Below are 21,795 nucleotides of genomic sequence, written 5' to 3' on the forward strand. Positions count from 1 at the left end.
TCAGCGCCTCAACGTGTAGAGATAGGCCGCCATGTGCTCCGCCTCGGCCTCGGTCACGCCCATGTCGGGCATGACCGTCTCGGGCGCGTGGCGCGGCGGGGATTGAAGCCAGTTGACGAGGTCGCCGGGGCGGTTGGGAAGCACACCGGCGATATACGCCTGATCGTGCAACCCCGTGAGGTCGGGTCCGACGCTGCCATTTGCGCGGGGAATGCCGGGGATCGTGTGGCACGCGCCACAGCCGAATTGCGCGACAAGACGCGCGCCTTCACGCGGGTCGCCGTCGGCCACCACCAGCGCAGCTTCGCTCCAGTCCGGCGACGGTCCGGTGCGCTCCGGCAAGACCGCGTCGGCCTGGCGCATCACCCAGGTCACGGCGCGCTCCACAGTCGCCGTGACCGGATCGGCGTCTGGCCGCGCGAGCGCCCAGACGCTCACCACGACGCAGACAGCCGCAATGCCCGTGCCCACCACGATCACGCCAAGAACGCGACCGGCTTTGTCCACTTTGCTCACGGCCGATCACTCCGCTGCGGGCATATCGTACTCGGCCTGCGCCTCTGCCCCGTCCGTTGCGGGGTTGGACACCCGTGCGTAGTATTCCGACACGGCGCGCATATCCTCTTCGGTCATCTTCTTCGCGATGGTGGACATCACGTCCATCGCATCATTGTCGCGCGTCCCGTCCGTCCAGAGCTCGAGCTGAAGTTCCATGTATCCGGCGTATTGCCCGGCGAGATACGGGACCGACGGCGGAAGCCCTGTGCCCTGCGCCCCGTGGCAGTTCACGCAGGCCGGGATACCCTTCTCAGCGGAACCGACAGCAGCCAACTGACCGCCCCATTGCAGGAGCGTGCCGTCCATACTGCCATGCGCGGTGTCCAGATCGCCCGAGGGCATCGCGGCGTAATACGCCGACACGGCCTCGCGCTCCCGCTCGGTGAGCCGTTGCGCGATCCCGGACATCACCCGGTTCGGGCGGTCGCCGCTGGCATAGTCCTGTAGCTGCTTGTACATGTACCAGCCCGCCTGACCGTCGAGGCGCGGAAACGCGCCGGAGCCGTCGCCCTCGCCGTCCACGCCGTGACAGGTGATGCAGGCCATGCCGGAGCCCCCGTTTTCCGAGCTTCCCATCGCGACAAGGCGGCCCAGCTCCAGAAGGTCGTCGTCCGGCTCCTCCTTGATGGTGGCGTTGAACAGGACACTGTCCACGTCGAGCCGACGCTCGAGTTCGGACATCTCCGGCTCCTCGGTCTGATCCTGCGCTTGCACGATGGCGGCTGACCCGAGACTGACCGAGGCGATGGCGAGAATGGCGGTTCTTGCAAGTTTCATGTCGGTCCTCCTTCAGGCGTCCATCAGCGGGCGGGGGTTTTGCAGGTAGTCGTTCTTCATGTGGTCGAGCGTCCAGTACGCCAGCCCCATCAATGGCCCGGTCGGGTTGTAGCCGAGGTTCTGGGGGAACAGGCAGGCGCCGAAGACGAAGACGTTGTGGTGGTCCCACATCTGACCGTAGCGGTTGACCACGCTGGTCGCGGGATCGGTGCCGATCACCGCGCCGCCGGTGTTGTGGGTCGTCTGGTAGGGCACGACGGAATAGCTCTCGCCTTCCGCCGCGCGGTTCACCGTGCCGACCGCGCGCACGTTGTCCATGTTGCGCGCGATCTCTTCGGCCTTGGACAGGACATAGGCGCTCATCTTGCGGTCGTTCTCGGGGAAGTCGAAGGTCATCCGCAGGAGCGGCTGGCCATAGGCATCCTTGTAGGTCGGATCGAGGTCGAGATAATTCTCGGGCACCGCGACCGAGCTTCCGTGACAGACGATCCCGACATGGTGCAGGTAGCTTTCGCGCACCGCCTGCTTCCATTCCGCGCCCCAAGACGGGGTGTCCGGCGGGGTCGGCTGGTAATTGATCGGGCGCCCGTTGGTCTGGTTCGCGCTGATATAGCCGCCGCCGACGAAACCCAGATCGGTGTGATCGAAATTGTCACCGTTGAAATCGTCGATGGTCATGCCCAGCGCGCCGGCCCCCATGAAGGGGTTGGACCAGACGTTTTCGTCGAAGAACACGCTGGCGGCCGCGATGGTCTGGTAGGCATAGTTGCGCCCCACCGTCCCCTCGCCCGTTTCCGGGTCATAGGGCGTGCCCAGCCCGCTCACCAGCATCAGGTGGACGTTCCACAGGGCATAGGCATTCAGGCAGACGGTATCGGCAGGCTGAAACACTTCCTGCCCATTCTCGTCGATATACGTCACGCCGGTCGCGGTCTTGCCGTCGGCCGATTTCTCGACCCGCAGAACCTGCGAGTTCATCCGAAGCTCGAAATTCTCGTGGTCCTTGACCACGTCGTAAATGCAGATGATCGGGTCCGCCTTGGCGAAGTAGCCGCAGCCGAAACGCTCGCAGAACCCGCAATAGGTGCAGGGGTGAAGCTGCGCGCCATAGGCGTTTTCATAGGCCTTGGTCACGTTGGCCGACGGCATGTGAAAAGGGTTGTAGCCCATCTGCGCGGCGGTATCGCGGAACATCTGCAAGGGCGGCGAGGCCTTCATCGGCGGGTTGGGATAGTCCGCAGATCGCGGCCCCTCGAACGGGTTGCCGCCCTCCTGTGTCTCGCCGTTCAGATTGCCGGCAACGCCCGCCGTGCCGCAGACCCGGTCGAAGAAATCGAGGTGGGGTTCCAGTTCGTCATAGGTCACGCCCCAGTCCTGGACGTTCATGCCGTCGAGGATGCTCTCGCCATAGCGTTCGGCGTAGTGGCTGCGCATCTGAAGGTCCGAGGGCAGCGGGCGCCAGAGCTGGCCGTTCCAGTGGATACCGGCCCCGCCCAGCCCTTTGCCGGGCAGGAACGACCCCAGCCGACGCATGGGCAGCGCGGTCTGATCGGAATTGTTGCGGAACGACAGCGTCTTGGTCGGCGTGTCGATCATGTGTTCCTTGCGCCGGGCATATTTCAGCTCGTCATGCTCTTCGGGCGCGCCGAAGTTGGTCGCGTCATGGCGCCAGTCGCCGCGCTCGATCACCACGCAGCGCTGGCCCGCATCGGCCAGTTCCTTGGCGGCGGCGAGGCCGGTCCAGCCCGCCCCCACGATCACGACATCGGTTTTGGGAAGTTCCGTGGCCAAGGCTCAGCCCTCCTCTTGCTGGGTGTCTGCGTCGGAGCCCGTCAGCGCGCGGCTCGTGCTGGCTGACCGGCTGCTGCCCGGCACATGCGCAATGCCGCGCGGCGGTGCGGGAAAGGGCGCGTTCTTGTCCACGAGGTCCGCGTAGTAGGCATGCGCGCCGGGGAACCCGACCATCCGCCAACCGGCGTAGTCCTTGTTCCCGCCGTAGATCGGATCGGAGAAATACCCTTCTTTCACCAGCGACCAGATCTCGTCGAACAGGGTCGTGGCGGGCACGTCCCCCAGATCGAAATCCTCGCCTTCGGACAGACGCGTCACGAAATCCTCGCGCTCGCTCGCGTCGAGATCGACGAGCCGCGTGTCGCCGCTTTCGAGCCGCGCGATGCCGGTCCGGATCAGCGTGGCGGGCGTGTGATCGACCTGCCACCCCTGTTCGGGCGCGCCATCACGGAAGGGCCCTTCAAGAAAAAGACCGGCACCCTTTCCGTAGGGTCCGGCCAATTGAAGATCTATGAAATCGACGACGCCTGCCTGCGATGCACTGGGGAAGTCATCCTCCGGGATCAGCACATCCGCCATGGAGGCGAGGAAGCGCGCCTCGTTCCCGTCAAGGAAGCTCCAGGGCTGTGTGTCGAGATCGGCGTAGCGGTTCTGGGCAAGCGACGCACCGGGTGTCAGGGCCGCCAGCCCGGATGCACCCAATTGCATGAGCACGGCTCTGCGCGAAAAATTCGGCATGGTGTCCCCCGTTTTGAGAGCTAGTGATAATTTAACAGGCACCCCCCGCCCGAAAGTTCCCCGACAATTTCAATTCTTGCGGTCTTCAGGTTCATCACTGGACCCTTCGGCTTCGAAGATCGCGTCGACATCGTCGATAATCTCGTCTTCGACGACGACGATCAGCCGGTTTCCTTTCTCGAGAACGGTGTCGGTATGACCGAGCCGCTCGTCGTCATCCGCGGCGACCCCCATCACCCGGCAACGGTCCGGCAGATCGAGGTCCCCGATCGCGCAGCCCGCCAGCCGGTCGCCGATCGAGTAGCCGCGCACGGTCAGGCCATTGCGGAAGCGCAGTTCCAGCGCCGCGTCGGAGTGGTCTTCGAGCATCCTGAGGAGTGAGCGCGCGAGGGTCTGGTGCGGTGTCACGAGGTCGTCGAGGCCCAGTTCTTCGCAGACCGCGACGAGTTCCGAGCGCACGATCTGCGGCACCACCCGCTCGAACCCCACAGAGCGGCCCACCACGGCCGCCATGATGTTCACGTCGTCGGTATTGGTGAGCAGGATCAACGCATCCGCATGATCCCCGAACGCCTCGCGTTGCACCGTGGGCAGCGAGCCGTCGCCGTGCAGCATCCCGCAATCCAGATCCTCGGCCACCTGATCCAGCTTCTCGCGATCGGTGTCCACCAGAACGACCGTGTGTCCGGTCTCGATCAACTGCTCTGCGGTGGCCACCCCGAAACGGGACGCGCCGACAATGACGATTCTCATGACATTCTCCTTATCTCCAGGTGGCCGGCGACAGCGCGGCGATCACGGCGAGGAACTCCAGCCGGCCCAGAAACATCGCGGCCGCCAGCACGGCTTTCAGGTGCGGTGCAAGGTCGGGTCCGGTCACGCCCGACGACAGCCCCACCGTGGACAGGGCCGAGACGATGTCGAACAGAGATCCCAGTGGCGCTTCGCCCGACATCAGAAAGACGATCCAGGCGACCAGGGCGGTGATGCCGTAACAGGCGACCACGGCGACGAGCGAGATGATCCGCTCCGATTTGACCGGCTGCCCCTCCTCTTTCAGATGCGTCACCGCGCGCGGCGGGGTCCGCATGCGCATCAGCGTCAGCCCGATCATCCGCGCCACGCTGATCGCCCGGTCGATCTTGATCCCCCCGGCAGTGGACCCTACGCCGCCCCCGATGATCATCGCGGTCAGCAGGAACGCGACCACGCCGGGCACGTCCGTCACCACGGCGACCGAAAAGCCCGCCGTCGTCAAAGCGCTCGTGAAGTTCAGCAGCACATCCGTCAGGGCGGACAGCGGCATCTCCGCACTGACGAAGAACAAGGCTGTAAGCACGACGAGGCCGGTGATGAACCCGACCATTACGCCGCGCGCATTGGTCTCGCCCAGCGCCGTTCTCAGGCCCTTCCGGCGCCACAGGACATAGAACATCAGCGTGACGGTCGTGGACAGGCAGATCAGCATCGTCACGACCTGCGCCAATCGTCCGTAACTGGCGAGGCTGTCGGGTCGCGGGGTGAACCCGCCCGTCGACACCGCGGTCAGCCCGACGACCACCGCCTCCCACGACGTCGGCAGGAGCGGCAGCAGCACGGCGATGGCAAGGATCGACAGCGCTCCGTAGACGATCATCAATTGCCGGGCCTGTTCGCGCGTGGAGCTGAGCAGGTCGCGCTTTTCGATCCCGACTTTGCCCATCGCCTGCGCCGTGGCCCCCGGACCGACGATCAGGGCGACACCGGCCACGGCGATGGCGAAGCCACCCGACCATTGCAGCCAGCCGCGCAAGAGGTGCCCGGCGAACGGCCAGTCCATCGTCCCGGTGGCGACGGTCAGCCCGGTGGAGGTGATTGCCGAGACGGATTCGAAAACTGCGTCCCATCCGGGCAGACCCAGAACCATGAACGCCGGAACGGGCATCGCCGCGGCAACGGCGAAGAGCCCCACCAGCGTCACGACAGCCTCGATTCCGCGAAGATCATCCGGCGCCCAGAAGCGCGGCGCGACCAGCCCGACAGCGGCGAAGGCGACCGTCGGCAGGGCCAGAACGGTCAGCAATTCCCACCGTTGGCCTGCGAGCGCGGCTACCGCCGGAACCCCCGTGATCGCCGCGAGCACGAGCCCGTAGGAGGCAATCGCGCGCAAGATGCGGTCAGGCCGGGCTTTCCACACGACACTGGATTGGCCTTGAGCCGAACTCATGGCGTTACGTCGGTTTCGGGCAGATCATGCACGGCCAACGTGTCGCCGGGCCAAGGGGTTCCGCCATGAATACCGGTCCCTGCCCATGAAAAAAGGGGCCACCCGAAGGTGGCCCCCAGTTTTCCGACAAGAGAAAGCGGGATTATACGTCGTCCCAGGTTTCCATGCTTTCGAGGTCTTCCTGGGTGTGGTCGGTCGAAACCTCGATCGCGTTCATCCCTTCACCGTTCTGCTGGATGTCCAGCTCATCGAAGGGAAGTGCGACCGGCTTCTCACCGATGCCGAGGAAGCCGCCGACGTCGACGATCACCTGGTCGATCTCACCGCTGTCGGCGAGAACGAGGGTCGAGACGTCACCGATGCTTTCGCCATTGGTGCCGTAGACGGTCTGGCCTTCCAGCTCGCTGGCGGTCAGCTGCGCCATCTGGTCGTCGGTCATGGACTCGCCATTACCGGCGTTCTGCGACCCCGCATCGGCCATCTGTTCATCTTCCGAGCGGTCTTCGGACATGTCGTTCTGCGCAGTTTCTTCGTTCTGCGCGTCTTCGCTCATGTCGTTCTGTGCAGTTTCTTCGTTCTGCGCGTCTTCGCTCATGGCGTTGTCGTTTTCGGCCATGTCCTGCTCTTGCGAACCGCTTGCCGAGGTCGTGTTCTGCGAGGTCTGCTCGCCTTCGGGCATATCGTTACCCGTCTGCTCGGCGGCACGCGCCTGCTCGGCATAGTCAGGTGTCATGACCTGATCGCCTTCGGCTTCGGCTTGCGTGCGGTTGAACTCTTCCTCGTCTTCGAGCTTCGAACGGTCGCCCGTGAAGACGATGAAGTATTCGTTGTCGGCGTCAGCGTCGCTGTCGCGCACGAACCGCAGATCGTCCATCGAGGTTTCGATTTCCTTTTCGCCCATGCCGAGGAAGCCACCGGCATCCAGCGTGACGGACTTGATCTCGCCTTCGCGGCTGAGAACCACGTTGCCGACGTCGCCCACGCGCTCCCAGTCATTGGAGACTTCGGACATTTCGCCGCTCATGTTCGCGGTGTCCGTGCCTTCCGCCGGGATGTAGACGGCATGGCCGCTCAGATCCATCGCGCGGATGGTCAGGCCATCTTTCTCGGTCTCGGCGCTGGCAGCTTGCTGCATGCGCTGGTCTTCGGACTGCATGTCCTCGTTACCGGCATTCGCCTGCTGTTCGTTCTGCTGGTCAGCGTTCATCTGGTCGTTGTCCGCGTTCGCCTGCTGCTGCTCTTGCTGCATGTCGGCGGCGGACGTCTGACCGCTGGCTTCGGCCGAGGCCTGATCGAATTCTTCGCTCTCTTCGAGCGTCACCTTGTCGCCGGTGTAGACGACGTAGATTTCGTTCCCGTCAGCGGCTTTCTTGAACTCGACCGACGCGGTCTCGAGGCCGACGCGGTCCTTGTCGCTGGCGGTTTCGCCGTTCGGGGCGAAGACCACGGTCGCGATGTCGCCGTTGTTGCCGACGAACACGTCTTCGACCGAACCGATTTCGGTCCAGCTGTCAGGCACTTCGGAAACTTCCATGCCTTCGACGTTCTGGCTTTCGCCTTCCGCCGGCATGTAAACCGTCGCGCCCATCATGTTGCTGGCGCGGAATTCCTGATCACCGACCGTGACCTGCATCTGGGCTTCGTTGGAGTTGCCCGTGTGCTGCTCCGCGTAAAGCGGCATCGCAGTCAGGGCGGCGATTGCGGTCGTCGTGAGAATGCGTCTCATGATGACTCCTTTCGATCTTTTCTGCATCGGTCAGGGCGTCGTCCGGCCCGTGACCTTCAGCCCAAAAACACCCTCCCCCCGGTGAGTCGTTCCAAACGTTTTTCGGAAAAATTCCTGCGGAACCCCGCGCCGGGACGTCGCGTTTGCGCGGGCTCCGGCCGGGGGCGGCTCCTGCGTCCACCTGGCGAAACGCCCTCTCCCGCGCCCCATGCGTGGCAGACAGTGATGCGCGCGCGCGCGTGTACGCGAACCAGTTTTCGAGCCATCAGTTGCGATCGTTTTTTTTTCATCCAGCCCGAAACCTCTCCTCACGAATTGGCGTTCCGGCTCAAGACTTCGCGAGGATCAAATTGGTGGTCGCGCCAGCCTGACGTCACCGACGCCCGACCTCGCAAGGATGCGGAATTGGAAGAGGAGTGAGTGTCTTGGGAAACGCACAATTTGAACTGAGCTGGATCGACTACGCCATCGTGGCGGTCTATTTCATCGGGATCATCGCGCACGGCATCTACGTTTCGAAAAAGCTCGAAGGCGGCTCCGAGAGCTACTTCCTCGCCGGCCGTTCTCTGCCCTGGTATCTCATCGGCTTCTCGCTTTTCGCGTCCAACATGTCCGGGTCGAGTTTCGTGGGCCTCATGGGCGGCGCCTATGGCAACGGGGTCGCGATCTTCAACTACGAATGGACGGCGTCGCTTGTCCTGATCCTGTTCGCGATCTTCATCCTGCCGTCCTTTCTGCGGGCCAATATCACGACCGTCCCCATGTTCCTCGAAGAACGCTACGACGTCCGGTCCCGCCGGGCGTTTTCTTTGTTCACCATCCTCGCGATCATGTTCATCGACACCGCTGGCGCACTCTATGCGGGCGGGCTCGTGATCTCGAGCGTGACCGGGTATCTCAACCTCTGGACGGCGGTGGCCGTGCTCGCACTCGTCGCGGGTATCTATACGATCCTCGGGGGTCTCTCCGCCGTGGTCGTGACCGACACTGTGCAGGCGATCCTGCTCATCATCGCCGCTGCCGCGCTCTTCTGGCTCGGCCTGAACGAGATCGGCGGCTGGAAAGAGCTGTTCATCGACGTGCCGGAGGAGAAACAACACCTCATCCTGCCAGCCGACAACGATTTCCTGCCCTGGACCGGGCTATGGGGCGTCGTGCTTCTGGGGTTCTACTACTGGACCATCAACCAGTTCGTCGTGCAGCGCACGCTGGGCGCCAAGGACCTCAAGGAAGGTCAGGTCGGCGCACTGTTCGCGGGTTTCCTGAAGCTGCCGAACCTGTTCCTCATGATCCTGCCGGGCATCATCGCGCTCAAGCTCTATCCTGACCTCGAAACCCCCGACCTCGCCTTTCCGACACTGGCGTTCGAGCTGATGCCCATCGGCGTGCGGGGCCTGATCATGGCCGCACTCATCGCCGCGATCATGTCCTCGCTCGACTCCGCGCTGAACTCGGCGGCGACCCTCGTGGTCAAGGACTTCCTCGAGCCGGTGTGGAAAGTGAAGGAAGAGCGGCAGGTCTGGTTCGGCCGCGTCGTCACGGGCCTCGTCATGGTGTTCGGTGCGGTCTACGCCCCCTCGATCGCCAGCTTCGAAAGCCTGTTCGAATACTTCCAGTCGTCGCTGTCCTACATCATCCCGACCATCGTCGTCGTCTACATCCTTGGCCTTTTCGTGCCCTGGCTGAACGGCACCGGCGCGTTCTGGGCGATCGTCGTGGGCCTCGTGATCGGCATCCCGCTCTTTATCCTCAAGGAGGTGACGGGCATCTGGGAAAGCTGGGGCCTGCCCGAGATCCACTACACCGTCATGTCGTCCATCATGATGTTGATCGGGATCATCGTTCACTTCGGCCTGTCGGCCATGACCCGGCAGGATGTGAGCGAGGACACCAAGAACCTCGTCTGGTCCGTCTCGGAATCCAAGAAGGTCTTTACCCAGTGGGAGAAACCGCTTTGGAAAGACCGGACCCTCTGGGCAGGTTTCCTGATCATCGGCACCATCGGCTTCGTGATCTGGTTCGCCTGATCTTATGGACGACCTCGAGCGACTGTTCGAAAATGTGGCCAACACGGTCGCAAGCTGGCCCGACTGGATCGGGCCGGCTGCCATTCTTGTCGCGGCGTTGGTCAGCGCGCTTGTGCTGCATTTCCTCCTGTTCTTCGCGATGCGGCATTTCTCGAACACCGACAGCGGCATACTGGGCTCGATGGTGCGCCGCGCGCGCAGGCCGACCCGGCTCGCCTTTGTCCTCGCCGCCCTTGCCATCACCGTGCCGCGGCTCGACCTTCCCTACCGGCTGCAAGGCTGGCTCGGCCATCTGTTCCTGATCCTGCTGATCGTGCTGATCGGCTGGACCGCGATCCTGCTGACCCGCCATTTCAGCGACCGCGCCGTGCGCAAGCACCGGCTCGACACCGAAGACAACCTCGCCGCGCGCAAGTTCGTCACACAGGTCCGCGTGTTGCGGCGCACGGCGATCATCCTGCTGGTCATCGTGACGGCCTCCGCGGTCCTACTGACCTTCGACGCCGTGCAGGAATACGGGGTGAGCCTTTTCGCCTCGGCAGGCGCCGCCGGCCTGATCCTCGGCCTCGCCGCACGGCCGGTGCTGGCCAACCTCATCGCCGGCATCCAGATCGCCATCACGCAACCGATCCGGCTTGAGGACGTGGTGATCGTCGACGGCGAATGGGGCTGGATCGAGGATATCTACGCCACCTATGTCGTGGTGCGCATCTGGGACTGGCGGCGCATGGTCGTGCCGCTGAGTTACTTCATCGAACAGCCGTTCCAGAACTGGACCCGTGAAAGCGCGTCGATCATCGGTTCGGTCTTCTGGTATCTCGACTACACCGTGCCGGTGTCCGAGGTGCGCGCGAAACTCGAAGAAATCATCCGCGACTCGCCGCATTGGGACGGCAAGGTCGTGAACCTTCAGGTCACCGACACCGACAAGGACACCATCGCCCTGCGCGGGCTGATGAGCGCGCGCACCTCGCCGCAGGCCTGGGATCTGCGCTGCGAGATCCGTGAAAAGATCGTCGCCTGGTTGCAGGAAACCTACCCCGAGGCCCTGCCCCGCCTGCGCGGCGAACTGGCGATGGTCGCCCCCGACACAGCCAGCGAAGGTCAGAGATGACGCAATCCTCCCGAACCCTCGCGCTGCTGGGCGGCGCGCATGTCCACCTGCCCGACCACCTGCGCATGATCGACGCGCGCGGGTGGCGTATCGGCCATGTCCACGACCGCGACACGGCGCGGCGCGACAGGCTCTGCGCCGAGCTTGGGGCCAAGCCTCTCGACACGCTGGACGGGCTGTCCGGGCTGGACGTGGCGGGCGTTGTCGTGTGCAGCGAGACCGCACATCACGACACGGACATTCCCGCAGCCCTCGAGGCGGGCCTTCCGGTGTTTTCCGAGAAGCCCCTCACGGGACGTGCCACCGCCGCGCGTGCCATCGCAGACCGGGCGGCCGACGCGGGCGTCCTGCTTCAGACGGGGTATTTCTTTCGCACCGTCCCGGCGCTGCAAACAGCACGCGACTGGATCACCGAGGGTCGGGTCGGCCGCGTATCCGCCGCGCGCATGATGTTCTGCCACAACGGGGGCTACGCGGGCTGGCTCGACCTCAACTGCTGGATGACCGACCCCGCGCTCGCCTGCTACGACGGGTTCGTCGACGAGGCGGTCCATGTCATCGACGCGCTCCAATGGATGCTCGGCCCCATCGCGGACGGCCACGCGATCACCGGCAATGCGCTTGGCTGGCCCGTGGACGATCACGGCGTGGCGGTCGTCACCTTCTCATCCGGCGCGACGGGGGTGGTGGAGGCAGGCTGGACCGACACCCGGATGCGGCTGGAACTCGACATCGTGGGCGACGACGGCGCGATCTCCCTGCGTGACGAACACCTCACGCTGACCCCGCGCGACGCGGACGGCCCGGCCGAACACCACAGGCTCGATCCGCTCGACTCCGGGACCGGCATCCTCCCCTTCCTCGATGCGCTCGACGGCAGGGCAGCCCCCGCCCTCGTGCCGCCCGACGAGGCGGCGTCGGTCAACGACCTCCTCGACGCCATGAACCTGCGCCTGCCGGCGCGCGACCCTGACTGACACACCGAAAGGACCCTGCACATGGATTACGGACTGAAAGACAAGACCGCCCTCATCACCGGGGGCGCGTCCGGCATCGGCAAGGCCACCGCCCGAATGCTGCTCGACGAAGGGGCGCGGGTGATCCTGGTGGACCTCAAGGGCGACGAGGTGAGCCGCGCCGCCGACGAACTGGGCGACGGCGCCAAGGCGCTTCAGGCCGACCTGCGTGACCCTGAACAGGTCAAGGGGCTGGCCGCCACCACCGAGGAACGCTTCACCATGCCCGACATCGTGGTCTGTGCCGCCGGCGTGACCGGGGCCAAGGGCCACCCGCTCGACATGAGCGATGCCGACTGGCACGAGGCCTGGCAGACGGATTTCATGTCGGTCGTGCGCACCCTGCGCGTCTTCGTCCCGGCGATGGAAAAGCGCGGCTGGGGCCGGGCCGTGGTCCTGTGCTCGGAAAACGCGGTCCAGCCCTATTCCGACGAAGTCGTCTACAACGTCGCCAAGGCGGGGCTGTTGAATTTCGTGAAGGGTCTGAGCGGCGAGGCCGCGAAAAAGGGCGTGCTGGTGAACTGCGTCTCGCCCGCCTTCATCGAAACGCCAATGACCGATGAGATGATGGATCAGAAGGCCGAGGCCGACGGGACCAGCCGGGACGAAGCCGTGCGCGATTTCCTGGCGACCGAGCGGCCCTTCATCGCGCTCGACCGGCGCGGGCGGGCCGAAGAGGTGGCCGCGGCCATCGCGTTTCTGTGTTCCAGGCAGGCAAGCTTCATCGTGGGGGCGAATTACCGCGTCGACGGCGGGTCCGTCGCGGCAATCGCGACCTGACGGATGAAGGCGGGCAAGGTCACGCCCTGCCCGCCGCGCGCCTCAACTCCCGACGATCATGCCGCCGTTGGGATGGAGCGTCTGGCCGGTGAAGTAACTCCCGTCCTCACAGGCGAGGAAGAGGTAGGAGGTCGCGACCTCCCACGGCTGGCCGGCCCGTCCCATCGGGGAATGCGCGCCGAAATCCTCGACCATCTCGTCCGACATGCTGCCGGGGATGAACGGCGTCCAGATCGGCCCCGGCGCGACCGCGTTCACCCGGATCTTGCGGTCGAGCAGCTGCGTCGCGATGGAGCGAGAGAAGGCCGAGACGGCCCCGCGCGTCGCGGTGTAGTCGACCAGCTTGTCGTTGCCCTTGAAGGCGTTGACGCTCGCCGTGTTCACGATGGCCCCGCCGTCGGGAATGTGGTCGAGAGCGGCTTGCGTCACGAAGAAATAGCCCATGACGTTGCTGTCGAAGGTGCGGCGCAATTGCTCCTCCGAGATGTCGCGCAGGTCGAAATCCACGAACTGCTGGGCCGCGTTGTTCACGAGCACGTCGAGACGCCCGAAGTGCTCGGCAATCTCCTTCACGGCACCGAAGGCCGCGTCATGGTCACCCACGTCGGCTTTCACGAGGTGGCAGCGCTGCCCCTCCTCCTCGACGATCCGGCGCGTGTCTTCGGCATCGCGATCTTCGTTGAGGTAGACGATCCCCACGTCGGCCCCTTCGCGGGCGAACAGCGCGACCACCGCGCGGCCGATGCCGCTGTCGCCGCCCGTCACCAGCGCGACCTTGCCGTCGAGCCGGCCGCTGCCCGGATAGCGGGGCCGCCAGTCGGGTGCGGGGTTCATTTCATGTTCGGCCGCCGGCATCGCGTCCTGATGCTGCGGCGGAATTCTGGCATGTTTGGTCATGTCATCCTCCAGTCAGGTTGCCTGAACCCAACGCCGGGTGATCGGCCCCGTTCCCGCGAAGTTCCAGGGTCGGCACGGCGCCGCCGGGCCACGACACCGGAACCACCGGCCCCCCCCTCGGGTTGGGGTTTCGTGCTGCACAAACTGACTGATTTTCCGCCCCGGGGCGCAGACCGCGCCGCACCGCGATGGCTCCGGCCCGTCGTGGCGGCGCTCATGTGCGTCATCACGCTCGCGGTCGCCCCCGCCGCGCCCGCGCAAGACGACTCCCAGTTCTGGTACGAAACCGACGCGCTCAACTCGGGTCTGCAAACCGACGACACGACCCCGCCGGACCGGTCCGCCCCGCGCCAGACGATCCGCGGGTTCGTCGCCGCAGCCGACCGGGGCGACTACGGCTCGGCCGCGCATTACCTCAACCTGTCACGCATTCCGCCCGAACAGCAGGAGCAGGCCGGGCGCGACGCTGCCCGCAAACTCGCCTCGATCATGGAGCGTCAGGTCTGGATCGACTGGTCCGACCTGTCGGCCCGCCCCGACGCCATGATCGAGCGGCGCGGCGGGTCCAGCAGCCGGTCGGGCGACGCGCGCCGCGACATACAGATCGAAACGCTCCAGACCGGCGGCACAGCCTATGACCTGCGCATCGCCCGGTACAGGCCACCCGAGGGGGACGCCCTGTGGCTCTTCACCCCCCAAACGGTCGACAATATCGCGCCGCTTTTCGATGCCTTCGGGCCAAGACCCTACGAACGGTTCATCCCGGATGTCCTGAAATACGAAATCATGGGTCTGTGGCTGTGGGAATGGATCGCGCTTCCGCTGCTCGCCCTGTGCGTCATCGGGCTGGGCTGGGTCGTGCAGAAGCTGGTATTCCTGCTCGCACAGCGGGCCCCGCGCAACTGGCTCAGGAACGGGTTGCAGCGCAGCCGCCTGCCTGTGGCGCTTCTCGTCATGGCGGGTGTGACACAGGTGATCCTGAACTGGGTGCTGTCGTTCTCCGGCCCGGTTCAGGCGTTTCTTCAACCGGTGCTGATCATCGTCATGGTCTGGGGCGTCGGCATGACCGCGCTGCGTATTCTCGACGCCATCCTTCACAAGATCACGCTGCGCTATGTGGGCGAGATCGACGACAAGCGCGGGGTCGATGAACGCGCGTTCTACACCTCGATCTATGCGCTCCGGCGGCTCATCGTGCTCGCAACGGTGGGCATCGCCGCGATCATCGTGCTCGTCCGGCTCAACCTCTTCGACAGCATCGGCATGACGCTGCTGGCCTCGGCGGGCGTGCTGACCGTCGTGCTCGGCATCGCGGGCCAGGCCGTGCTCGGCAATATCATCGCCTCGCTCCAGATCGCCTTCGCCAAGCCCGTGCGGATCGGCGATGCCGTGTTCTTCGAAGGCGAATGGGCCTATGTGGAATCCATCTTCTACACGTTCCTCAGGCTCAGAACCTGGGACAAGCGGCGGATCGTCGTGCCGGTGACCTATTTCGTCTCGAAACCGTTCGAGAACTGGTCCGTCACCGAGGCCCGGATGATGCGCGTCATCGACCTTTGGCTCGACCCGCGCGCCGACGTGTCGGCGCTGCGCCGGTCGTTCGAACGTATGCTCGAGGCGGACCCGGATATCGACGAAGCCGAGAATTCCTTCGTCTACGCGACCGACCAGTCCCCCGACGGCTTCAAGATCAGCTTCTACGCCATGATGCCCGACCCCTCGACCGGCTGGACCGTGCAAAGCCGCCTGCGCGAACAGCTCATGGCCTGCGTGCGCGACGAACACCCGGAGTGGATCGCCCGCGAGCGGGTGCTTGATGCCGGATCGGAAGATGACAGCAGCGCATCAAAATCGTCCCGTGCCGTCGGCGCGGGCTGACCCTTCAACCCTCAGGACAGGAAAGTCACCCATGACCGACACGACAGCCTCCCCGTTCACCGCGTTCCTGCGCGTCGTCGAGTTGCGCTGGCTGTTGTATCTCGCCGGTCTGATCTGCCTCTTCTGGGGCCTGGCCGAGCTGGCCGACGAAGTGCTTGAGGGCGAAACGCGCAGCTTGGATCGCGACATCCTCCTCGCATTGCGCACGCCGGGCGACCTGTCAGATCCCATCGGACCCGGGTGGGTGGAAGAAATGGGGCGCGACCTGACCGCTCTGGGCGGCACCGTCGTCCTGACCCTCTCGACCCTGCTCGTCTCACTCTACTTCCTCATGCGCCACCGGATCAGCTCGATGCTGTTTCTGCTCGCCTCGGTCGGGGGCGGCATCGCGCTGTCCAGCCTCGCGAAGGCCGCCTTCGACCGCCCGCGTCCCGAGTTGGTTCCGCACGGCTCCATCGTCCACACGGCGAGTTTCCCGTCAGGCCATTCGATGATGGCGGCAGTCGCCTATCTTTCGCTCGGCGTGCTCCTCGCACGGGTTCAGCCGCGCCGCCGCCTCAAGGTCTTCATCCTCTGCGTGGCGGTCACGCTGACACTGCTGGTGGGCATCAGCCGCGTCTATCTCGGCGTGCACTGGCCGACCGACGTGCTCGCCGGCTGGCTCGCGGGCGCGGCTTGGGCGGCGCTGTGTTTCGGCCTCGCCCAACTGCTCGCGCGCCGCGGTCATGTGGAGCCTGAGAACTGCGATCCGCCCGACGACCCGTGACGGACGCACGGCAAGTGAGCGGCAAGGAACAATGGCCCGCCGGGTCCGTTGATCTTTAAGGAAAGGGAGCGCGCGAATGGTCCACACACTGCCTCATCGACCCCAGCTTCTCGTCATCGGCGCAGGCGTAGCAGGCGGCATGGTCGCCCATCGCGCCGCGCAGGCGGGCCTGAAGGTGAGCATCCTGTGCGACGGCCCGCAGGTGCAACGCGAAGATCTGGTCGACAGGTTCCGCTCCTCCGACCCGCAGACCATGATGTCGCCCTACCCGCCCGTGCCCCACGCGCCCCAGCCGCAGGTCGCGCGCACCGACGACTACCTCATCCAGAAAGGCCCCCACGCCTACGACCAGCAATACATCCGTGCGGTCGGCGGCACGACGTGGCACTGGGCCGCCGCCGCGTGGCGCTACCTCCCCAACGACATGAAGCTGAAGTCGCGCTACGGGGTCGGGCGCGACTGGCCGCTCGACTACTGGGACATCGAGCCGTGGTATCAGGCCGCGGAAGAGGAAATGGGTGTCGCCGGACCCGAGGACGCGCCCTTCGACGCGCCCCGCTCCGCCCCCTACCCGATGCCCGCAGCGCCGCTGTCCTACATGGATCAGGTCTTTCACGAAAAACTCACGGCCCTTGGCTACGATCACGTCAGCGCGCCGCAGGCCCGCAACAATCAGCAGGTCTATGACGGTCGCCCGCCCTGCTGCGGCAATGCCAACTGTATGCCCATCTGCCCGATCGGCGCGCAGTATTCCGGCAACATCGCCGTGGAAAAGGCGCAGGCCGCGGGGGCCGAGTTGATCACGAATGCCGTGGTCCACCACCTCGAAGTCGGCGACGACGGCGAGATCATCGCGGCCCGCTACCTCACGCCGAGCCGCGAGGAGTTCCGGATCGAGGCCGACCGCTTCGTGCTGGCCGCGAACGGGATCGAAGGGCCCAAGATCCTTTTGATGTCGACGCAGGAGAACGCGCCGGAGGGCGTCGCCAATTCCTCGGACATGGTGGGCCGGAACCTGATGGACCACCCCGGCACCTCGTCGTCCTTCGACAGCGAAGTGCCGCTCTGGCCCGGACGCGGCCCCAACGTGATTTCCGCCATCACCAGTCTGCGTGACGGCGATTTCCGCAGCGAACATGCCGCGCGCAAACTGATGATCCTGAACATGAACCCGGTCGAAGGCATCGCGAAAGCGGCCATCGACGAGGGGCTGACGGGCACAGAGCTGCGCGAGGCGGTGCGCCATCGCACCGCCCGCCGGCAGGTCATCACGGCGTTCCACGAACAACTCCCCGACCCGAGCAACCGCATCCGCCCCTCGACCGAGGGCAAGACCGACCGGCTCGGCCTGCCCCGCCCCGAAATCCACTATGACGTCGGCGACTATGTGGCGCGCGCCGCCGAGGACACGCGCAAGCGGGTCGAGCGGATTGCCGAAACGCTCGGCGCCACGGCCAGCAGCGTGGAACACAACGAGGGCTACCTGCCGAACAACCACATCACCGGCGCGACGATCATGGGCGACGACCCGCGCGACAGCGTGGTCGATGCCGATTGCCGGGCCCACGATCACCCGAACCTCTGGATCAGCTCGTCCTCGACCTTTCCATCGGTCTCCAGCGTGAACGTCACGCTCACCATCGCCGCCCTCGCGCTGCGCATGGGCGAGCACATCGTGAACGAGGCCCGCCCATGACTGTCGCCCGCACGATCCTGGCGCTCGCCCTGACCGCCTTCGGCCCCACTGCCCTCTCGGCTCAGTCGACCGACATCCTGCTGAATTGCTCGGCCTGTCACGCCGTGGCGCCGGAGCGCCCCACCACGCAGGTTTTCCCCGATCTGAACGGCCAGCCGATCCGCTACCTCGAACGGCAGCTTGAGGCCTTCCGCGAGGGCGACCGGCGCCACCGCCAGATGGAACTCACCGCCCTCGCGCTCGGACAGGGTGACGGGGCCATGGCACGGCTCTATGCCGACGCGCCCCGCCCGGTCCTCGAACCGAAAGGCATGAACGACGACACGCCGCCCGCGCTTGTCACCCAGGGCGACTGGAGCCGCGGCCTCGCCCCCTGCGCCAGTTGCCATTCGCTCGACCCCGACACCGACCGCGCCCGCACCGCGCCACGCCTTCACGGCCAGCCCGAAGCCTATCTGGCCGACCAACTGCGCGCCTATGCGGACGGACGCCGGACCTCGGACCCGATGGGACGGATGCGGGCCTATTCCGCCCGTCTCGACACCGCAGAAATCTCTGACCTCGCCGCCTATTACGCCTCGTGGCGGCCCGAGACGGAGGAGGCGAAGAATGATTGAGACACACCTCTCCCGCCGGCTGTTCCTCGGCGGCGCATCCGCCGCCGCGCTGATGCCCGGAGCCGCCCTCGCCCAGTCGGACGGCAGGAAAACCCTCGCCTTTGCAGCCACATGCCGCGAACTGGCGGGCTTTGACACCATCCCGAACGCACTCGTTGCCGGGGCGGCCCGGGCTTTCCCGGACGAGGATCGAACCGCACTGGCAGAAAAGACCGCGTCGCCTGACCTGTCGAAAAGCCTGCTCAAGACGCTCTACACCGGCATGTACAGCCCCGAAGACGGCGACCCGACCCGCTTCGCATATGCCGAAGCGCTCATGTATGCCGCCGTCGAAGACAGCCTGAACGTGCCGAGCTACTGCGGCGGCGTTCCCGGCTACTGGGCCGAGAAACCTGTAAGCGCCTGACAGAATGAACCTGTCACACCTCCCACATGCGGCAGGCCGCTCGGGCCACCGCGCAAGCCACGGTGCGCCATGACCGCCGACGAAAATCGCCCCACGGGGATCAAGGACAACGACGAAGCGCCCGAGACCATCCACGCGGAATCGGAGGAGGAATCGGTCACGCAGGCGACGCGGCTCTCCGCGCGCCTGATCTATGAGGTCATCCGCCGCGACGGGGACGAGGAACTGTCGCGCCCGGCCATGTCGCTGGTCTGGTCCGGTCTGGCCGCCGGCGTGCTCATCAGCATGTCCGTGATCTCTCAGGCCGTGCTGCACCACAATCTGCCCGACGCCGACTGGGCCATACTGGTGGAAAGCCTTGGCTATTCGGTGGGGTTTCTGGTCGTCATTCTTGGCCGTATGCAACTCTTCACCGAGAACACGATCACGACGGTGCTGCCCGTGATCTCCCGTCGCTCCATGTGGTGCCTGAACCGCACGGCGCGACTGTGGGGTCTTGTCATGACCGCGAATGTCGTGGGCGCGATGATCGCAGCCGGGTTCCTCACGCTGCCGGGCGTCGTGTCGCCGGAGCTGTATGAAAGCCTCCTCGCGGTCGCCCGCCACGCGGTCGAGGGCGATGCGCTGACCAATTTCCTACGCTCGATGCCCGCGGGGGTGCTGATCGCAGCCATCGTCTGGATCATGCCTTCCGCGGGTGGAAACTCGTTTTTCGTGATCCTGACCCTCACCTGGATCATGGCGGCGGCGGGCTTTGCCCATATCGTCGCCGGATCGGTCGAATACGGGCTGATCCTCTGGAACGGCGAGACGGACGTGATGACGGGCCTCCTGCGGTTCTTCTTCCCCGTTCTGGCGGGCAACATCACCGGCGGCACGGCCGTCTTTGCGCTGATGGCCTGGGGGCAGGTCCGCCGGGAAGTGAAGCAGGGCACGGATATCTGACCCGCGACAACGAAAAAAGCGGGGCACAAGGCCCCGCTTTTTCCCGCTTCTGTTTTCTCGATCAGCCGCGCGGCGACGCCGTGCCGGGGAAGTTGGGCTCGGCCGTCGGGACCCGGGTCTGGGGGCGGCTCGGGCCGTCTCCGATCACGACGCGGTAGGTCCCGTTCGGCGCTTCGAAGATCTTGATCTTCGGCAGAGCGGTCTGTTCGCTCAGACCATGGAGTTCTTCACAGGCCGACAGTCCGGCTTCCGTGCAGGCCTCGGGATGGTTGGAATTCTCGTTACAGGCATTCACCACATGGTTGATGCAGGCCGGCATGCTCTCCCCGGCATTCCCGGCCAGGGCAGAGCCCCCGGTGGCGGACGTGATCAGGGCGAAAGCGGCGATGGCGGTTTTGTTGATGATGGTCATGTGTCGTCTCCTCGTTTGAATGTGACCCGGTTGCGCCGGGTGTATTCGTATGTCGGGCGGCGACGGCGGAAGGTTCAAAGAAAGACGAAATTTTCGTCAGATTTCTTTCATTGCATTGTTTTTATTGATTATTTTTTTGAAAGAAACCGGAAGGTCAGCAACCGGAGGCCTGGACAAGGCCCCACCCGGTCGCATGATCCCGCCCGCCAGCGCCGATATCACGCGCCGAGGCGCGCAGAACGCGGCGCAGGTCCGAGGCGGACAGCGCCGCACCGGCCCCAAGCTGGGCCGCAAGCGCGGTGACGATCGGCGCGGCATAGGAGGTGCCGCTGGCATAGCCGCCGCTGTCGCGCCGCGCGACCCAAAGATCGACGCCGGGGGCGGCGAACTCGATTTCCGGCCCGCGATTGGCGCGACCATAGGGCGCCATCGCCGCATCTACTGCCGTGACGGCGATGACCTCCGGCGCGGCAGCAGGCCAGCCCACGCCGCGCCCGTCATTGCCCGCCGCCCCGATCATCACGACACCCTGCTGCGCGGCGGCCGCCAGCAATGCGCCGAGCGCAGCGTTCTCGCCCCCCGACAGGGACAGGTTGATCACCCGGACGCCGCTCCGGACAAGCACATCGAGCCCGGCGCCGATCATATCCACGTTGGTCCGTTCCCGCCGGCCCGAGCCTGAAAAGGCATCGACAGCCACGAGTCTGGCGCCCGCCGCGAACCCGGCATAGACGCCGCGCGCATCCGCCCCGACGATCAGGGCCGCAACGGCCGTCGCGTGATCCGGGGCTTCGGCAGCACGCCCGCCCGGCGCGACCGAAATGGCGTCGACCCGCGCTGATGCCAGCGCGGGATGTGTCAGGTTCACGGGTCCGTCTATCATGCCGATCGTGCGGGACGGTGGCGCCCTGCACCGCCCGGCCCCCAGCACCATGCGTTCCGCATACAATCGCGGGCCACCCTCGGCATAGCGATACAGCCCATGCGCGTCGAACCGTGTCGCGGGAGCAGCGTCGGCCACCAGACGCCGGGCCCGCTCCGGCGAGAGGGTAAAGGGCAGAACGAAGATCTGCCCGACTCGTCCAAGCCCCGGATAGGCGCGCCGCCGGACCAGCGTCGCGCCGGCCGACAGGAGGGTCCGGGCAGTGCCCGCCGCCTCGCCCTCAGGCCCGATGGCGATGTATTCGGTGCGACCGTTGAGCGTCTGAACCTCGGACGCGACGATCCGCAGGGGCGTTCCGGAAGGATCGCGATCATCGCGCGGAACCCGCGTGGTCGTCCCTGATCCCGTGGGCCGCGTGGCTGGTGTCGTCGCAGGCCCCGACGGTGTCGTCGTGGTGACGGGCGTCCGCCCCGGGGTGGCGCCCCGCGGGGTCTGAGCCTGTCCCTGCGCGGCAAGGCTCAGTGCGGCGATCAGCAGAACCACGGCCCAAGGCCCCCTATGA

The 21,795-nt window shown here is 65.6% G+C and carries 20 protein-coding genes; 10 read left to right on the top strand and 10 right to left on the bottom strand.

The genetic code is table 11. The features are described from left to right. From B2585_RS09330 to B2585_RS09360, 7 genes are all read right to left on the bottom strand, one after another. The gene (locus B2585_RS09330) at positions 1–516 is read right to left on the bottom strand and encodes a c-type cytochrome (RefSeq protein WP_292022294.1); all 516 of its coding nucleotides are present in this window, start codon (positions 514–516) and stop codon (positions 1–3) included. Positions 517–522: 6 nt separating this feature from the next. Then, the gene (locus tag B2585_RS09335; protein ID WP_292022296.1) at positions 523–1,335 is read right to left on the bottom strand and encodes a c-type cytochrome; all 813 of its coding nucleotides are present in this window, start codon (positions 1,333–1,335) and stop codon (positions 523–525) included. Positions 1,336–1,347: 12 nt separating this feature from the next. After that, entirely contained in the window at positions 1,348–3,126 is a 1,779-nt protein-coding gene (locus B2585_RS09340; protein ID WP_292022298.1) for a GMC family oxidoreductase, read from the bottom strand. A 3-nt stretch (positions 3,127–3,129) separates the two neighbouring features. Next, positions 3,130–3,864: a gluconate 2-dehydrogenase subunit 3 family protein gene (locus tag B2585_RS09345; protein WP_292022300.1), complete on the bottom strand. Its 735-nt coding sequence runs from the start codon at positions 3,862–3,864 to the stop codon at positions 3,130–3,132. A 69-nt stretch (positions 3,865–3,933) separates the two neighbouring features. Next, a complete protein-coding gene (locus B2585_RS09350) occupies positions 3,934–4,617 on the bottom strand; it encodes a potassium channel family protein (RefSeq protein WP_292022302.1) in 684 nt (227 codons plus the stop codon). Positions 4,618–4,627: 10 nt separating this feature from the next. Further along, the gene (locus B2585_RS09355; RefSeq protein WP_292022304.1) at positions 4,628–6,013 is read right to left on the bottom strand and encodes a potassium transporter TrkG; all 1,386 of its coding nucleotides are present in this window, start codon (positions 6,011–6,013) and stop codon (positions 4,628–4,630) included. Between the two features lie 199 nt (positions 6,014–6,212). Continuing rightward, positions 6,213–7,796 carry a PRC-barrel domain-containing protein gene (locus B2585_RS09360; protein WP_292022307.1) on the bottom strand — a complete coding sequence of 528 codons (1,584 nt, stop codon included), beginning with the start codon at positions 7,794–7,796 and terminating at the stop codon, positions 6,213–6,215. Positions 7,797–8,221: 425 nt separating this feature from the next. On the opposite strand from B2585_RS09360, the gene B2585_RS09365 reads away from it, so the two are divergent. From B2585_RS09365 to B2585_RS09380, 4 genes are read left to right on the top strand one after another with little or no spacing between them, the layout of a single operon-like run. Further along, positions 8,222–9,823, top strand: a complete 1,602-nt coding sequence (locus tag B2585_RS09365) for a sodium:solute symporter (protein WP_292022309.1) — start codon at positions 8,222–8,224, stop codon at positions 9,821–9,823. A gap of 4 nt (positions 9,824–9,827) precedes the next feature. Continuing rightward, positions 9,828–10,937 (top strand): mechanosensitive ion channel family protein, encoded by a 1,110-nt coding sequence (locus B2585_RS09370; protein ID WP_292022311.1) that lies wholly within the window; start codon positions 9,828–9,830, stop codon positions 10,935–10,937. Continuing rightward, complete coding sequence (locus B2585_RS09375; RefSeq protein ID WP_292022312.1) at positions 10,934–11,914, top strand: Gfo/Idh/MocA family protein; 981 nt, start codon at positions 10,934–10,936, stop codon at positions 11,912–11,914. Before B2585_RS09370 ends, B2585_RS09375 begins: the two co-directional genes overlap by 4 nt. 21 nt (positions 11,915–11,935) lie before the next feature. After that, positions 11,936–12,733: an SDR family NAD(P)-dependent oxidoreductase gene (locus tag B2585_RS09380; protein WP_292022314.1), complete on the top strand. Its 798-nt coding sequence runs from the start codon at positions 11,936–11,938 to the stop codon at positions 12,731–12,733. A 42-nt stretch (positions 12,734–12,775) separates the two neighbouring features. Here B2585_RS09380 and B2585_RS09385 read toward each other — a convergent pair whose 3' ends face one another. Next, complete coding sequence (locus B2585_RS09385) at positions 12,776–13,630, bottom strand: SDR family oxidoreductase (protein ID WP_292022316.1); 855 nt, start codon at positions 13,628–13,630, stop codon at positions 12,776–12,778. A gap of 132 nt (positions 13,631–13,762) precedes the next feature. Between B2585_RS09385 and B2585_RS09390 the strand changes: the two genes are divergently transcribed. From B2585_RS09390 to B2585_RS09415, 6 genes are all read left to right on the top strand, one after another. Further along, complete coding sequence (locus tag B2585_RS09390; RefSeq protein ID WP_292022318.1) at positions 13,763–15,508, top strand: mechanosensitive ion channel family protein; 1,746 nt, start codon at positions 13,763–13,765, stop codon at positions 15,506–15,508. A gap of 31 nt (positions 15,509–15,539) precedes the next feature. Then, positions 15,540–16,274, top strand: coding sequence for a phosphatase PAP2 family protein (locus B2585_RS09395; protein WP_292022319.1), 735 nt, complete (start codon positions 15,540–15,542; stop codon positions 16,272–16,274). A gap of 76 nt (positions 16,275–16,350) precedes the next feature. Further along, positions 16,351–17,970 (top strand): GMC family oxidoreductase, encoded by a 1,620-nt coding sequence (locus B2585_RS09400; protein WP_292022321.1) that lies wholly within the window; start codon positions 16,351–16,353, stop codon positions 17,968–17,970. Next, positions 17,967–18,587 (top strand): c-type cytochrome, encoded by a 621-nt coding sequence (locus tag B2585_RS09405; protein WP_292022322.1) that lies wholly within the window; start codon positions 17,967–17,969, stop codon positions 18,585–18,587. Before B2585_RS09400 ends, B2585_RS09405 begins: the two co-directional genes overlap by 4 nt. Next, positions 18,580–18,993, top strand: a complete 414-nt coding sequence (locus tag B2585_RS09410; protein WP_292022325.1) for a sugar dehydrogenase complex small subunit — start codon at positions 18,580–18,582, stop codon at positions 18,991–18,993. The genes B2585_RS09405 and B2585_RS09410 overlap by 8 nt, the downstream gene beginning before the upstream one ends. 69 nt (positions 18,994–19,062) lie before the next feature. Next, a complete protein-coding gene (locus tag B2585_RS09415; protein WP_292022327.1) occupies positions 19,063–19,938 on the top strand; it encodes a formate/nitrite transporter family protein in 876 nt (291 codons plus the stop codon). Between the two features lie 61 nt (positions 19,939–19,999). On the opposite strand, the gene B2585_RS09420 is transcribed toward B2585_RS09415, so the two are convergent. Continuing rightward, the gene (locus B2585_RS09420; protein ID WP_292022329.1) at positions 20,000–20,350 is read right to left on the bottom strand and encodes a hypothetical protein; all 351 of its coding nucleotides are present in this window, start codon (positions 20,348–20,350) and stop codon (positions 20,000–20,002) included. 154 nt (positions 20,351–20,504) lie between these two features. After that, on the bottom strand, positions 20,505–21,776 hold the full coding sequence (locus tag B2585_RS09425) for a S8 family serine peptidase (protein ID WP_292022331.1): 1,272 nt from the start codon (positions 21,774–21,776) through the stop codon (positions 20,505–20,507). Positions 21,777–21,795 lie beyond the last annotated feature (19 nt).

This window comes from Maritimibacter sp. UBA3975 (genome assembly GCF_002384975.1).
Classification (GTDB): Bacteria; Pseudomonadota; Alphaproteobacteria; order Rhodobacterales; family Rhodobacteraceae; genus Maritimibacter.